Source organism: Sanguibacter biliveldensis (assembly GCF_033798665.1).
In the GTDB taxonomy this organism is placed as follows: domain Bacteria; phylum Actinomycetota; class Actinomycetes; order Actinomycetales; family Cellulomonadaceae; genus Sanguibacter; species Sanguibacter inulinus.
Genome location: NZ_CP138359.1, coordinates 1 through 14,644, shown reverse-complemented (window position 1 = coordinate 14,644; position 14,644 = coordinate 1). Strand labels below are relative to the sequence as shown.

General features: G+C 67.8%; 11 protein-coding genes and 2 tRNA genes. 2 read left to right on the top strand and 11 right to left on the bottom strand.

The genetic code is table 11. The annotated features are described in order from the left end of the window. The first annotated feature begins 103 nt into the window (after positions 1-103). The gene (locus SANBI_RS00065; RefSeq protein WP_056134632.1) at positions 104-424 is read left to right on the top strand and encodes a nucleotide pyrophosphohydrolase; all 321 of its coding nucleotides are present in this window, start codon (positions 104-106) and stop codon (positions 422-424) included. After that, a complete protein-coding gene (locus SANBI_RS00060) occupies positions 411-2,129 on the top strand; it encodes a DNA/RNA helicase domain-containing protein (protein WP_319157781.1) in 1,719 nt (572 codons plus the stop codon). The genes SANBI_RS00065 and SANBI_RS00060 overlap by 14 nt, the downstream gene beginning before the upstream one ends. Positions 2,130-2,207: 78 nt before the next feature. Here SANBI_RS00060 and SANBI_RS00055 read toward each other — a convergent pair. The 11 genes from SANBI_RS00055 to dnaA all read right to left on the bottom strand — a co-directional run bounded on the left by SANBI_RS00055 (position 2,208) and on the right by dnaA (position 14,644). Next, positions 2,208-2,280: transfer RNA gene (locus SANBI_RS00055), tRNA-Ala, on the bottom strand. Positions 2,281-2,310: 30 nt separating this feature from the next. Next, positions 2,311-2,430, bottom strand: a complete 120-nt coding sequence (locus SANBI_RS00050) for a DLW-39 family protein (RefSeq protein WP_235533947.1) — start codon at positions 2,428-2,430, stop codon at positions 2,311-2,313. A 28-nt stretch (positions 2,431-2,458) separates the two neighbouring features. Then, a tRNA-Ile gene (locus SANBI_RS00045) sits at positions 2,459-2,532 on the bottom strand. Between the two features lie 121 nt (positions 2,533-2,653). Further along, on the bottom strand, positions 2,654-3,475 hold the full coding sequence (locus tag SANBI_RS00040; RefSeq protein ID WP_319157779.1) for a DUF3566 domain-containing protein: 822 nt from the start codon (positions 3,473-3,475) through the stop codon (positions 2,654-2,656). Then, positions 3,472-6,123, bottom strand: coding sequence for a DNA gyrase subunit A (gene gyrA / locus SANBI_RS00035; protein WP_408669727.1), 2,652 nt, complete (start codon positions 6,121-6,123; stop codon positions 3,472-3,474). Before gyrA ends, SANBI_RS00040 begins: the two co-directional genes overlap by 4 nt. Positions 6,124-6,217: 94 nt before the next feature. After that, positions 6,218-8,269 carry a DNA topoisomerase (ATP-hydrolyzing) subunit B gene (gene gyrB, locus SANBI_RS00030; RefSeq protein ID WP_319157777.1) on the bottom strand — a complete coding sequence of 684 codons (2,052 nt, stop codon included), beginning with the start codon at positions 8,267-8,269 and terminating at the stop codon, positions 6,218-6,220. A 259-nt stretch (positions 8,270-8,528) separates the two neighbouring features. Further along, positions 8,529-9,218 (bottom strand): DciA family protein, encoded by a 690-nt coding sequence (locus SANBI_RS00025; protein ID WP_319157775.1) that lies wholly within the window; start codon positions 9,216-9,218, stop codon positions 8,529-8,531. Then, positions 9,211-10,455, bottom strand: coding sequence for a DNA replication/repair protein RecF (gene recF, locus SANBI_RS00020; protein WP_319157773.1), 1,245 nt, complete (start codon positions 10,453-10,455; stop codon positions 9,211-9,213). The genes SANBI_RS00025 and recF overlap by 8 nt, the downstream gene beginning before the upstream one ends. Before the next feature lie 7 nt (positions 10,456-10,462). After that, entirely contained in the window at positions 10,463-11,359 is an 897-nt protein-coding gene (gene gnd / locus SANBI_RS00015) for a phosphogluconate dehydrogenase (NAD(+)-dependent, decarboxylating) (RefSeq protein ID WP_056134622.1), read from the bottom strand. Between the two features lie 20 nt (positions 11,360-11,379). Then, positions 11,380-12,510 carry a DNA polymerase III subunit beta gene (gene dnaN / locus SANBI_RS00010; RefSeq protein ID WP_319157771.1) on the bottom strand — a complete coding sequence of 377 codons (1,131 nt, stop codon included), beginning with the start codon at positions 12,508-12,510 and terminating at the stop codon, positions 11,380-11,382. Positions 12,511-13,180: 670 nt separating this feature from the next. Further along, positions 13,181-14,644: a chromosomal replication initiator protein DnaA gene (dnaA, locus tag SANBI_RS00005; protein ID WP_056134616.1), complete on the bottom strand. Its 1,464-nt coding sequence runs from the start codon at positions 14,642-14,644 to the stop codon at positions 13,181-13,183.

Below are 14,644 nucleotides of genomic sequence, written 5' to 3'. Positions count from 1 at the left end.
TCGGGACCGTGGCCTTCGTCGTGCGTGCTCCCGGCATCGTCGAGCGGGGCCGGCGGACAGCTGGCCGGCGAGACGGCCGGGAGCCGCTGGTACGCTGCGAGCCATGGCTCCCGACGAGGCACTCCATGCTCTGAGAGCGTTCTTCGCCGAGCGCGACTGGGAGCAGTTCCACACTCCCGAGAACCTCGCGAAGTCCATCTCCATCGAGGCTGGTGAGCTGCTCGAGTGCTTCCAGTGGTCGTCCGAGGCGGACCCAGGAGCGGTACGTGACGAGCTCGCGGATGTCCTCACCTACTGCCTCGCTCTCGCAGACAGGTTGGGGCTCGACCCGCAGCAGATCGTGCTCGACAAGCTCGAGAAGACCCGGCGGAAGTACCCGGTCGAGACGTCCCGCGGACGGAGCGCGCGATATGACGCTCTCTGAGCGCCCGCGCGTGACGCGGCTGAGCTTCGACGCAGCCACTGTCCGGGGATGGCGTGAACCTGACGGCCGGCACCACGACTGGCCGGTGGTCTACATGATCACCGACTCACGGAAGGTCTATGTCGGCGAGACCACGCGAGCACGTCACCGGCTGCGCCAGCATCTCGACCACCCGTCCAAGGCGGGGCTCCGCGAGGTTCGGGTCGTCATCGACGAGGAGTTCAACAAGTCGGCCTGCCTCGACCTCGAGTCGCGCCTCATCGCTCTGTTCCACGCCGACGGTGCCTACGCGCCTCTCAACCGGAACGACGGCCAGCAAGACTCCGGCTACTTCGAACGCACCACGCGGTACCAGCCCCTCTTCGACAAGGTCTTCGACAGGCTCAGGACCGAGGGCATGTTCCGGCGGAGCGTCGACGAGATCGAGAACCTCAACCTCTTCAAGCTCTCACCGTACAAGGCGCTGAACGACGAGCAGCTCGTCGCGGTCGACGGCATCGTGGAGGGTCTTCTCGAGGACCTCACGGAAGGGCGAGAGAGCGCGTCCGTCGTCCGCGGAGGGCCGGGCACTGGCAAGACTGTCGTCGCCATCTTCCTGCTCAAGCTTCTCCGTGACATCCAGGACTCTGGTAGCGGGGTCGACCCGAGCGATGAGGGACGGTTCTCGGACTTCTTCCTCGACGGGAACCGCGAGCTGCTCGACGGCTTGCGGATCGGCTTCGTGGTCCCCCAGCAGTCGTTGCGGAAGACCATCACGTCAGTCTTCCGGCGGACGCCTGGTCTGAAGGGAGTGACGGTCCTCAGCCCCTACACCGTCGCGGCGTCTCCCGGGATCTGGGACCTCCTCGTGGTGGACGAGGCTCACCGTCTGACGCACCGTGGCGCAGGCCCGACCCGAGGAGCCTTCTCACAACGGAACCGGGACCTCTTCGGGGAGATGTCCGAGGGGCGGACCGCAGTGGACTGGATCTCCGCGAAGAGCACCCACCAGATCTACCTCGTCGACGGTGAGCAGACTGTGCGGCCGGCCGACGTGTCTCGGACCGTCATCGACGGTCTCGTCGCCCGTGCGTCCGCCGATCACCGCTTCTACGAGCTGGAGTCTCAGATGCGGGTCTCGGCCGGGCAGGGCTATCTCGGCTTCGCACGGGCGCTCCTGACGGACTCCCCCGTCCCAGCACGCGTACCGGCCTCGTACGACCTCCGGTTCTTCGACGACCTGACGGACATGCAGTCCCAGATCCTGGAGCGCGAGTCAGAGGTCGGGCTGTCGCGGCTGGTCGCCGGGTACGCGTGGAGATGGACCAGCAAGGGAGATGTGTCGGTCGACGCCCCTCACGACATCTCAGAAGACGGGGTGGAGCTGCGCTGGAACCGGACGGACACAGACTGGATCAGCTCGGAGGGGTCGATCGACGAGGTGGGCAGCGTCCACACCGTGCAGGGCTACGACCTCAACTATGCCGGCGTGATCATCGGCCCGGACATCGTCTGGGACGAGGACCACGGCGGGGTACGCGCCGTCCGAGAATCTCATTTCGACCGCGAGGTGCGGTCGGTCCGCGACGAGCACGAGCTGCTGGAGTACATCCGCAACGCCTACTACGTCCTGCTGACCCGTGGCATGAGGGGGACGTACGTCTACGTCTGCGATCCCGCTCTGCGAGAGAGGGTGCGAGCGGCGATCTCCGCGGAGCACCAGTAGCGTCGTCCCCCGGTACTCGGAGCCTGTCCCGACAACGACAAGAGGCCCCGCCGTGGCGGGGCCTCTCGTGTCATCCTGTGGAGCCAAGGGGACTCGAACCCCTAACCCCCTGCTTGCAAAGCAGGTGCGCTACCAATTGCGCCATGGCCCCTCACGCACCTGAGGTGCGCTGCGTGCCGGACTACTTGAACGTGTCCGTGACCTCTGACCAGAGGTCACGCTCTGCGTTGTCCTCGGTGTACCTGCGCCAGACGGCGTACCCGATTCCCGCGACAGCGAGTGTGAACAACAGCTTCTTCATACGTTCCCCCTCTAGTGGGATCCGACAGTGGGCCTTGGAGGACTTGAACCTCCGACCTCTTCGTTATCAGCGAAGCGCTCTAACCGCCTGAGCTAAAGGCCCGTGCGCACGTCAGCAGCCCGAGGGCTTCCGTTGTGCAGCGCTTGACCTTACCCCACGATCGGCGTGACGCTCAAACTGAGCGTCAGCACCGGTCCCGAGCGGGATCGAGCGCGTGATGATCTTACTCGTCGATGAGCGTGAGGTGCACACCGCCGACGAGCGAGGCGACCACGTTGTACAGGAATGCCCCGATCGTGGCGAGGGCTGTGAGCAGCACCATGTCGACGATCGCGATGATCGTGGCCAGGGACACCACGCGCTTGAACTCGACGTACTGGAGCACGTTGACGTCCGCTGCGTCGCCGAGGACCTCCTGGACGAGCCTGTCGACCTCGGTGAAGACGTACATGCCGTCGAGGACCATCCAGAACACGATGGTCGCCACGATCATCATGATGCCGAGGGCGATCGACAGCAGGAACGACAGCTTCATGGCGGACCACGGGTCGATCCGTGCGACGGCCAGACGCACACGTCGCGGCCCGGGCACGGCCTTCTTCACGGTTGGTGAGGCCTGCGTGGTGCCCGTGCTCGGGTCAGCCTGCGTGACCGACGGCCGTGCGGGCGCCGTGCTGCTGCCCTGGGAGGCCGGCGCGCCGGTGACCGAGGGTGCCGGCGAGGTCGCGGTGGCGGCGGTGACTGTCCCGATCGGGCTGGGACCCTTCGCCGCCGGGGTGCCGGCGGGACGGGTCGAAGGTGCGGTCTTCGCAGCCTCAGCCTGGGCGCCCGTGGTCTTGGCTCCCTGCGAACCGCCAGAGCCTGACACCTTGGTCGCGCCAGCCGCCGAGGTGGGCGACGGCGTGCCGGCGGCCTTCTTCGGCGGGACCGACGGCGGCGGGGAGCTCACGGACGGTGCCGGGGGAGCCGGCGGGGTGGAGGCGCTGGTGCCCCGGGCGGGCTTCCCCGATGCTGCTGTGGGCTTGCCTGTGGCTTCGCCGCTCATGCGTCCTCCTCGGATCCGGTGGTCGAATCCGGAGCGGCGACAGTGTCGCCCGGGTGCTGCAGGTCGTCGCTCGTCGTCACGGCGCCCCCGTCAGTCCCCTCACCGGACTCCTCTGAGTCGATGTCGTCACCCAGGTTCCGCTCGACGTTACGAGCGACCGCGATGATGCGGTCGTTCTTGTCGGGCTTGGCGAAGGTCACGCCCTGCGTGGTGCGCCCGGTGAGGTTCACCTGGTTCACAGCAGATCGCACGATCTTGCCACGCTCCATGATGACGAGTACCTCGTCATCTTCGTCCGTCACCAGAGCCCCCACAAGATCTCCACGCGCCTCGACGAGGTTGGCGACCTTGATCCCGAGCCCGCCACGTCCTTGGACGCGGTACTCGTCGACGCTCGTGCGCTTGGCGAACCCACCCTCGGTGACCACGAACAGGTGGGCACCCTCACGGACGACGTCCATGGCGAGGAGCTCGTCGTCCTCGCGGAACTTCATGCCGGTGACGCCCGAGGTGGCGCGTCCCAGGGGCCGCATGGCCTCGTCGCTCGCCGTGAAGCGGATCGACTGGCCCTTGCGCGAGACGAGGATGAGGTCGTCTGTCGCGTCGACGAGGCGCGCCGAGACGAGCTCGTCAGGGTGGCCGTCGGCGTCCTCGCGCAGGTTGATCGCGATGACACCGCCGCTGCGGTTCGAGTCGTACTCGGACAGCCGGGTCTTCTTCACTGTCCCGCGGCGGGTGGCGAGCACGAGGTAGTCCGCGACGTCGTAGTCGCGCATGTCGAGGACCTGCGCGATCTTCTCCCCGGGCTGGAAGGCCAGGAGGTTGGCGACGTGCTGGCCCTTCGCGTCACGGCCGCCCTCGGGCAGCTCGTAGGCCTTGGCACGGTAGACGCGGCCGAGGTTGGTGAAGAAGAGCAGCCAGTGGTGCGTGGTCGTGACGAAGAAGTGGTCGACGATGTCGTCCTCGCGCAGCTGGGCGCCACGCACTCCCTTGCCGCCACGCTTCTGCGCACGGTAGTTGTCGCTGCGGGTCCGCTTGGCGTAGCCACCGCGGGTGATGGTGACGACCATCTCCTCCTCGGCGATGAGGTCTTCCATCGAGACCTCGCCGGCGTGCGGGAGGATCGTCGTGCGACGCTCGTCGCCGTACTTCGCGACGAGCTCGTTCATCTCGTCGGAGACGATCTGGCGCTGGCGCGACTCCTTCGCGAGGATGTCCTGGTACTCCAGGATCTCCTTCTCGAGCTTGTCGTGCTCGTCGATGATCTCCTGGCGCTGCAGGGCGGCCAGGCGGCGCAGCTGCATGTTGAGGATCGCGGTCGCCTGGATCTCGTCGATGTCGAGCATCTCGATGAGGCCCTGGCGCGCACGGTCGGCGTCGGGGGAGCGGCGGATGAGCGCGATGACGTCGTCGAGGCGGTCGAGCGCCTTGAGGTACCCGCGGAAGATGTGGATCTTCGACTCGGCCTCGCGCAGCAGGAAGGCCGTGCGGCGCACGATGACCTCGAGCTGGTGGGCGACCCAGTGGCGGATGAACGCGTCGATGCTCAGCGTGCGGGGCACACCGTCGACGAGCGCGAGCATGTTGGCACCGAAGTTGTCCTGCAGCTGCGTGTGCTTGTAGAGGTTGTTGAGCACGACCTTCGCGACGGCGTCGCGCTTGAGCACGATCACCAGGCGCTGGCCTGTGCGGCCCGAGGTCTCGTCGCGGATGTCCGCGATCCCCTGGACGCGGCCGTCCTTGACCAGCTCGGCGATCTTCAGCGCGAGGGTGTCGGGGTTGACCTGGTACGGGAGCTCGGTGACGACGAGGCAGATCCGGTTCTGGATCTCCTCGACGTTGACGATCGCGCGCATCGTGATCGAGCCGCGGCCCGTGCGGTAGGCGTCCTCGATCCCGCGGTGGCCGAGGATCGTCGCACCTGTCGGGAAGTCCGGGCCCTTGATGATGCGGATGAGCGCGTCGAGGACCTCTTCGGGCGAGGCGTCAGGGTGGTCGAGATACCACTGCACGCCCTCGGCGACCTCACGGAGGTTGTGCGGCGGGATGTTCGTGGCCATGCCGACGGCGATGCCCGACGAGCCGTTGACCAGCAGGTTCGGGAACCGTGACGGCAAGATCGACGGCTCCTGCGTGCGGCCGTCGTAGTTGTCCTGGAAGTCGACGGTGTCCTTGTCGATGTCCCGGACCATCTCCATGGCGATCGGGGCCATGCGGCACTCGGTGTACCGCGGGGCAGCCGCAGGGTCGTTGCCTGGGGAGCCGAAGTTCCCCTGCCCGGCCACGAGCGGGTAGCGCAGCGACCAGTCCTGCACGAGACGCACGAGCGCGTCGTAGATCGCGGTGTCACCGTGGGGGTGGAACTTTCCCATGACGTCGCCGACGACGCGGCTGCACTTGGAGAACGCACGGTCGGGGCGGTAACCGCCGTCGTACATGGCGTAGAGCACGCGGCGGTGGACGGGCTTGAGCCCGTCACGGACCTCGGGCAGCGCACGCCCGACGATCACGCTCATCGCGTAGTCCAGGTAGGAGCGCTGCATCTCGAGCTGCAGGTCGACGCTCTGGATGCGTCCGTGCTCGATGGCGAGCCCGTTCTCGCCGAGGATCTCGGGAGTGCTGGGCTCAGGTGTCAGATCGTCTGTCACGGTGTTCCTCGTTCTCGGTCCGGCACTGTCGCCGTCTCGGTCTGGCTCGTGGGGGCTGCGTCGTCATGGGACCGGGCGTCCCGGTCACGACCCGCTAGATGTCCAGGAACCTGACGTCCTTGGCGTTGCGCTGGATGAAGTTGCGGCGGGACTCGACGTCTTCTCCCATGAGCACGGAGAAGATCTCGTCAGCTGCTGCCGCGTCGTCGAGCGTGACCTGCAGGAGCGTGCGGTGGTCGGGGTCCATCGTGGTGTCCCAGAGCTCGGAGTAGTCCATCTCGCCGAGACCCTTGTAGCGCTGGATGCCGTTGTCCTTGGGGATCCGCTTGCCGTTGGCGATGCCCGCGGCGATGTACTCGTCGCGCTCACGGTCGGAGTACACGTAGTCGTGCTCGGCGTTGGACCACTTGATGCGGTACAGCGGCGGCTGCGCGAGGTAGACCATGCCGTGCTCGATGAGCGGTCGCATGTAGCGGAACAGCAGCGTCAGGAGCAGGGTGCAGATGTGCTGGCCGTCGACGTCGGCGTCAGCCATGAGCACGATCTTGTGGTACCTCAGCTTGGCGATGTCGAAGTCTTCGCCGATGCCGGTCCCGAAGGCCGTGATGAGCGCCTGGACCTCCTGGTTGCCCAGGGCCTTGTCGAGGCGCGCGCGCTCGACGTTGAGGATCTTGCCTCGGATGGGCAGGATCGCCTGGGTGCGGGGGTTGCGCCCACGGACCGCAGAGCCGCCTGCCGAGTCACCCTCGACGATGTAGACCTCGCACTCCTCAGGCTTGTTCGACTGGCAGTCGCGGAGCTTGCCCGGCATGCCGCCGGACTCGAGCAGACCCTTGCGGCGGGTCGCCTCGCGCGCCTTGCGTGCAGCCAGGCGGGCCTGCGAGGCCTGGATGGCCTTGCGGATGATGTCCTTGGCCTCGTTCGGGTGCGAGTCGAGCCAGTCGCCCAGCTGCTCGTTGACGACGGACTGGACGAAGGTCTTGGCCTCGGTGTTGCCGAGCTTGGTCTTCGTCTGGCCCTCGAACTGGGGCTCGCCGAGCTTGATCGAGATGACGGCCGTGAGGCCCTCGCGGATGTCGTCACCCGTGAGGTTGTCGTCCTTCTCCTTGATGATGCCCTTGGCCCGCGCATAGCGGTTGATCAGGGACGTCATCGCGGCGCGGAAGCCCTCTTCGTGCGTCCCGCCCTCGGTCGTCGAGATGGTGTTCGCGTAGGTGTGGACCGACTCGGAGTAGGCGTTGGTCCACTGCATCGCGACCTCGAGCGAGATGCGCCGCTCGGTGTCCTCGGACTCGAAGGCGATGATGTCCTCGTGGACGATCTCCACACGCTTGGCCGAGTTGAGGTGGGCGACGTAGTCGAGCAGGCCGCGGTCGTACTTGTAGACGACGGTCCGTGCCTGAGCGCCGGAGCCCTCGGCCTCGTCGGCGCCGGTGACCTCGTCGTCGGTCTCGGCGACGTCGGAGCGCTCGTCGGTGAGCGAGATCCGCAGGCCCTTGTTGAGGAAGGCCATCTGCTGGAACCGCGCGCGGAGCGTCTCGAAGTCGTAGCGAGTGGTCTCGAAGATGCTTCCGTCTGCCCAGAAGGTCTGAGTGGTCCCGGTCTGGTCCGTCGGCTCGCCCTTGCGGAGCTCGCCGACAGGCTTGCCGCCGTCTGCGAAGGACTGGTGCCAGGTGAAACCCTGGCGTCGCACGACGGTCTCGACGCGGCTGGACAGCGCGTTGACGACCGAGATGCCGACACCGTGCAGACCACCCGAGACCGCGTAGCCGCCGCCGCCGAACTTTCCGCCGGCATGCAGGATCGTCATGACGACCTCGACCGTGGGGCGACCCTCGGTCGGGTGGATGTCGACGGGGATGCCTCGGCCGTTGTCGACGACACGGACACCGCCGTCGTCGAGCAGCGTCACCTCGATGTGGTCGCAGTAGCCGGCGAGGGCCTCGTCGACAGAGTTGTCGACCACCTCGTAGACGAGGTGGTGCAGACCACGCTCTCCGGTCGAGCCGATGTACATGCCGGGACGCTTGCGCACGGCCTCGAGTCCTTCGAGGACCGTGATGTCGCTGGCACCGTACCCTCCGTCGACGGTTCCGGGGACGTGGGTCGACGGCTCGGAATCGGCGGCGTTGTTGAGTTCTGCCACGGCTGGTGGTGCTCCTAGTCCTCTTGCAGCGCGCATCCGTCCTCGCTCCGGCGACGCGCTCGGACTCCGAGCGGGCCAGGGTGTGCGACGGCGGTCACGCTGCTCTTTTCCGCCTGCAGCACGCGGGCGGAATGACCTTCAGAGTCTACCGGAAAGACGCGGATCAGCGGGGATTCACGCCGCTTTTCCACAGGTGTCTGCACAGGTCGAGACCAGGTCGTCCCGAGGATCCACCCTCAGGTGGACGACAGCGGTCTGGTCAGCCGTAGGTGTCGCGTGCACCGCGGCCCTGGACCGAGCGAAAACCCTTTCCGAAGCCGGGACCCGTCGGCCCCTGGACGGCGATGGTCTGCACGACGTCCTGCCCGACCTCGCGCTCGAGGACGCCGAGGAGCTGGGGCACGAGCAGACGGATCTGGGTCGCCCAGGCCGTCGACGACGCCCGCACCGTGAGGATCCCGTTCTCGAAGGTCAACGGCTCGCAGTGGTCGGCGATGTCGTCCCCGACGACCTCGCGCCACCGGCCGATGACACCGCCGACCGAGACCTCCTGGACCCAGCCTCGCTGCTCCAGGAAGGCCGAGAGGGTCTCGGCGAACAGCTTCGGGTCGCGACCGTCCTTGCCGGGCCCGCTGCGCCGCGGCTCGGCCAGGATCCGTCGCCGCTGAGCCCCGGGGTAGAGACCTTTCGCCTTGGCGGCGGCTCGCGCTCGGTTGAGGGCCTCACGGGCGACGTCGCCGGGCGCCTTCAGCTCGATGATCTCGCTGACCGGCCGGTCGTCCGGGAGGACCGGCCCGTCGGTCTCGTCGTCGTCGGTCCCGGTCGTGCGGGTCTGGTCCTCCAGGCCCTCGCTCTCCGGGGTGCTCTGGCTGTCCGCACCACCCGGCCGCCCGAGACCGCCAGCGCCAGACGCCCGTGACCTTCCGCGGGCGCCGGGGGCCTCAGGCACGGGTCACCGTGCCGCCCGAGACCGCCAGGCGCGCCCCGTGCAGCCGCTCGGGGATGTCCTCCCCGACGGCCGCGGTGATGAGGACCTGGCTCGCACCCTCGACGAGCTCGGCGAGACGTCCACGACGACGGGAGTCGAGCTCGGCGAACACGTCGTCGAGCACGAGGATCGGCTCGGTGTCCGGGCCCGTGTCCGCGAACCAGAAGGCGGCGTCGGCCGACGCCGGGTCAGGTCCGTCGGTCAGCAGCCTGTACGAGGCGAGCCGCAGCGCGAGGGCGAAGGACCAGGACTCACCGTGGCTCGCGTAGCCCTTGGCAGGCAGCCCGCCGAGGGTGAGGGTCAGGTCGTCGCGGTGAGGGCCGACGAGGCAGACCCCGCGCTCGAGCTCCTTCGGGCGCACGATCGACAGCGCCTCCATGAGCTGCTGCTCGAGGTGCTCGGTCGACGGCGCGCCAGCACCCGCGTCAGGGGCGGGGACAGGCTCGGCCGCCAGACCCGAGATCGACCTGTCGTCCACCCCGCTCAGCACGGCCGAGAGCGACGACCTGTACTCGATCTCTGCGTGCCCCTGACCCGAGCTCACCTGGTCGTAGGCGAGAGCGACGTGGGGGCGCAGCGCAGCGACCAGCTGCAGCCTGACCGCGATGATCTGCGCGCCCACCTGGGCGAGCTTGGCGTCCCACACGTCGAGGGTGCGCAGGTCGGGCGGGTTCGACGAGCGCCGGGCCGCACCAGCAGACTTGAGCAGCGCGCTGCGCTGACGGAGCACGCGGTCGTAGTCCGAGAACACCCCCGCCATCCTGGGGAGCAGCAGCACAGTCAGGTCGTCGAGGAACCGGCGCCGCGCGTCCGGGTCCCCCTTGACCAGCACGAGGTCCTCGGGGGCGAACAAGACCGTCCGCGCGATGCCGAGCACGTCGCGCGGCCGCTGCACGGGGGAGCGGTTGAGCTGGGCCCGGTTGGCACGCCCCTGCGCGATCTCGATCTCGACGACGCTCGCGCGGTCGCCGCGCACGATGCGTGTGCGGACGACCGCGCGGGAGGCCCCCGCACGGATCAGCGCCGTGTCGGAGGAGACACGGTGGCTGCCGAGGGTGGCCACGTAGCCGAGGGCCTCGACCAGGTTCGTCTTGCCCTGACCGTTCGGCCCGACGAGGGTCGTGACCCCCGGCTCGAGCTCGACGTCGACCTGGGCGTACGACCTGAAGTCGAGCAGCGAGAGGTGGGAGACGTGCATCAGTCGATCATGCGCCCGGGGCCGACGGCCTGACGCTGTGGCCACCGAACTGGTGGCGGAGGGCGGCGACGGCCTTCATGGCCGGTGAGGCACCCTGGCGCGACGAGAAGCGCGCGAAGAGCGCGGCCGAGATGACCGGCAGCGGGACCGCCGAGTCGATCGCCTCGTCGACGGTCCAGCGACCCTCGCCCGAGTCCTCGACCCAGTCGCTGATCTGCTCGAGCGACGGGTCTTCTTCGAGGGCCTTGACCAGCAGGTCGAGCAGCCAGGACCGCACGACGGTGCCGCGGCTCCAGGCCTTGAGGGTCCCGGGCACGTCGGTGACGATGTCCTTCGCCTCGAGCAGCTCGAAGCCCTCGGCGTAGGCCTGCATCAGGCCGTACTCGATGCCGTTGTGGACCATCTTGGCGTAGTGGCCGGCACCGACTGCCCCGGCGTGCACGAAGCCCTCGTCGCGGGGACCCTCGGGACGCAGGGCGTCGAAGACGGGGAGAGCACGCTCGACGAGAGCGGCATCACCGCCGACCATGAGCCCGTAGCCGTTCTCGAGGCCCCAGACGCCGCCTGAGACGCCGACGTCGAGGTAGCCGATGCCGTGCTCTGCGAGGGCGGCCGCGTGCTTGCCGTCGTCGAGATAGTGCGAGTTGCCACCCTCGATGACCGTGTCACCGGGGGAGAGCAGGCCTGCGAGGTCGTCGACGACTCCCTGGGTGATCGCCCCCGCGGGGACCATCACCCACACGAAGCGCTCACCCTCGGGGAGCGAGGCCACGAGCTCTTCGAGCGAGGCGACGTCGGTCACCTCAGGGTTTCGGTCGTACCCGACGACGTCGATGCCTCCGGCGCGCAGACGGGTGCGCATGTTGGCGCCCATCTTGCCCAGTCCGACAAGTCCGATGCGCATGTCACCCTCCTCGGGGTTGTTCAGCTGGCGAAGCGGATCGGCACCAGCAGGTAGCGGTAGTGCGAGCTGTCCTCACCGTCGAGGGATCCCTGGCCGGTGAACTCGACCGGCTTGTTGGGGTGCGTGAAGCTGAGCCTCACGAAGTCTGTGCCGAGGGCGTTGAGCCCGTCGAGCAGGAACGCCGGGTTGAAGGCGACCGAGATGTCCTCGCCGACCAGCACGGCCTCGAGCGCCTCGGAAGCCTGGGCGTCGTCACCCTGGCCTGCGTCGAGGACGACCTGGCCCTCGGAGAAGCTCATGCGGATCGGCGTGTTGCGCTCGGCGACCAGGGCCACGCGCTTCGCGGCGTCGATGAGCGGCTGGGTCGGCACGACGGCGTGGATCGGCGTCTCGTCGGGGAACAGGCGACGCACGTGGGGGTAGTCGCCGTCGACGAGGAGCGAGGTGGTGTGGCGTCCGCCGGCCTCGAAGCCGACCAGGTCGACCCCGGTCCCCGTCGAGAGCGCGACGTTGACCTCGCCCGACCCGCCGAGCGACTTGGCGACGTCCGACAGGGTGCGGGCACGGACGAGCGCGACCGTCGAGATGTCCGGCGAGGCGGGCTTCCACGTCATCTCGCGCAGGGCGAGCCTGTAGCGGTCTGTCGCGAGCATGGTGATGCGCTCGCCCTCGATCTCGACGCGGACGCCGGTGAGCAGCGGGAGCGTGTCGTCACGGCTGGCGGCGACGGTCACCTGGGCGACCGCAGCGGTGAGCTCGTCGCCGTGGACGGTGCCGCTGATCTCAGGCATGGAGGGCAGCGCCGGGTAGTCCTCGACGGGCATCGTGAGGAGCGTGAAACGGCTCGCGCCGCAGACGACGGTGACCTTGGTGCCCTCGACCGAGAAGTCGACAGGCTTGGCCGGGAGAGCGCGGGAGATCTCGGCGAGCAGGCGGCCCGAGACGAGGATGACCCCAGGCTCGGTGACCTCGGCGGGGATCTCGGACCGGGCGGAGACCTCGTAGTCGAAGCTCGAGAGCCCGAGCGTCCCGTCGGCCGACGCCTCGATGCGCACACCGGCGAGGACAGGTGCTGGGGGCCTGGTCGGCAGGGTACGGGCCGTCCAGGTCACTGCCTCGGCAAGAACGTCGCGCTCAACCCGGAACTTCATCCCACACCTTCCTCGACCTGCCTCTGGGCGGGTCTTGTGTCCGTCCAGGAGGGCCCTGACGTCCGTTGATCTTCTCGTGAACAGCTCTTCTCGTGCGCGCAGACTCTCGACGCGGGAGGTCCAGGGCGCGCAGGCCCGAGCGATCTCCCGGAGGTGGTCGGTCGAGGGTCAGCCGTCTGACCGAGCCCCCTCGCGTGGTTGAACCTTACGCGAGGACGCACAGCACTGGCGACCGAGGTGCTGGTGAGATTCCTGTCATCGGTGATCGGTGTTCACCGGAGACGTCAGGCCTGTCCTGGGTCACGGTCTGCACAGGCTGATTCCTGGCATCTCGGACTTCTCGTCACCGGGTGATGAAGGTGAGTCGATTGACCTTTGAGAGAGGAGTCGTAGTCGTAGTAGCCCTTGTGAATTCTGTGCGGATGCGGTGTCTTCGCAGGTCAGACGCGTTTTTTGCCTGTGCGCGCAGCTGTTGCTGAACTGTGGACGACCAAGGTGGTCTGTGGACAACAACTTTTCCACCACAGGCCGTCCACCGTGAACGGCGTTCCCGTCCACAAGATCCAAGGGGCTCGTCCACCGCTATCCACAGGCCTGTCCACAGCTGTGAACATTCGTCCCACGGTCCCCGGACGGACACCTCCTGTCCACCTGTGGACGGCCGGTCGGGTCAGCCCCTGTGCTGCTGCTTGATGCGGCTCGTGAGCTCGGTGACCTGGTTGAACGTCGACCGGCGCTCGGCCATCTGCTCGGTGATCTTGCGGTTGGCGTGCATGACGGTGGTGTGGTCGCGCCCACCGAACTGCTGGCCGATCTTGGGGAGCGACAGGTCGGTCAGCTCGCGGCACAGGTACATGGCGATCTGGCGTGCCGTCACGAGGACCCGGGACCGCGAGCTGCCGCAGAGGTCGTCGATGGTGAGGCCGAAGTACGCCGCCGTCTGCGCGATGACGCTGCCCGCGGTGATCTGGGAGGCGTCGTCGTCGGTGATGAGGTCCTTGAGGACGATCTCGGCCAGTGCCAGGTCGACCTGCTGCCGGTTGAGGTTCGCGAAGGCCGTCACGCGGATGAGCGCGCCCTCGAGCTCACGGATGTTCGACGAGATCTTCGAGGCGATGTACTCGAGCACGTCGTCCGGGGCGGCCAGGCGCTCTCCGCTGGCCTTCTTGCGCAAGATCGCGATACGGGTCTCGAGGTCGGGCGGCTGGACGTCGGTGATGAGGCCCCACTCGAAGCGAGACCGCAGACGGTCTTCGAAGCCGTTGAGCTGCTTGGGCGGCAGGTCGGAGGTGATGACCACCTGCTTGTTGGCGTTGTGCAGCGTGTTGAAGGTGTGGAAGAACTCCTCCATCGTCTGCTCTTTGCCCTGCAGGAACTGGATGTCGTCGATGAGCAGGAAGTCGACCTCGCGGTAGCGGCGCTGGAACGCGCCGGCCTTCTCGTCACGGATCGAGTTGATGAAGTCGTTCGTGAACTCCTCGGAGTTGACGTACTTGACGCGCACCCCGGGGTACAGGTTGTAGGCGTAGTGGCCGATCGCGTGCAGCAGGTGGGTCTTGCCCAGTCCGGAGTCGCCGTAGATGAACAGCGGGTTGTAGGCCTTGGCGGGAGCCTCGGCCACGGCGACAGCCGCAGCGTGCGCGAACCTGTTGGACGAGCCGATGACGAAGGTCTCGAAGAGGTACTTCGGGTTGAGGAGCGCGGGCTCGACAGAGCTGGAGCCGCTCGCGCTCGACCCTGACGACATGGAGGCACGGCGGCGGGAGATCTCCGCGATGTCGGCCTGGGCCGGGGGAGCGTGGCGCACCGGCGCTGGTGCAGGAGCCTCGGTCGTGGGGGAGGTGGTCGGCGACTCGTCGTCGAAGCCGAGCTCGGGGTCCACGGTGATCGCGAAACGAGCGTCGCGACCGAGTGCGTTCGAGAGCGCCTGGACGACCTCGGCCCGGACCCTGGTCTCGAGGAAGTCACGGGTGTGGTCGTTCGCGACGGCGATGATCACCGTGCCGTCGAAGAGACCGAGCGGCTTGGCGAGCTTGACGAAGGCCAGCTGGCGAGGCGTGATGTCGGGGCTCGCCTCGAGCTCGGCGATGGCCTGCTTCCAGATGCCGCTGATGTTGTCGTCTGTGGTCGCCAC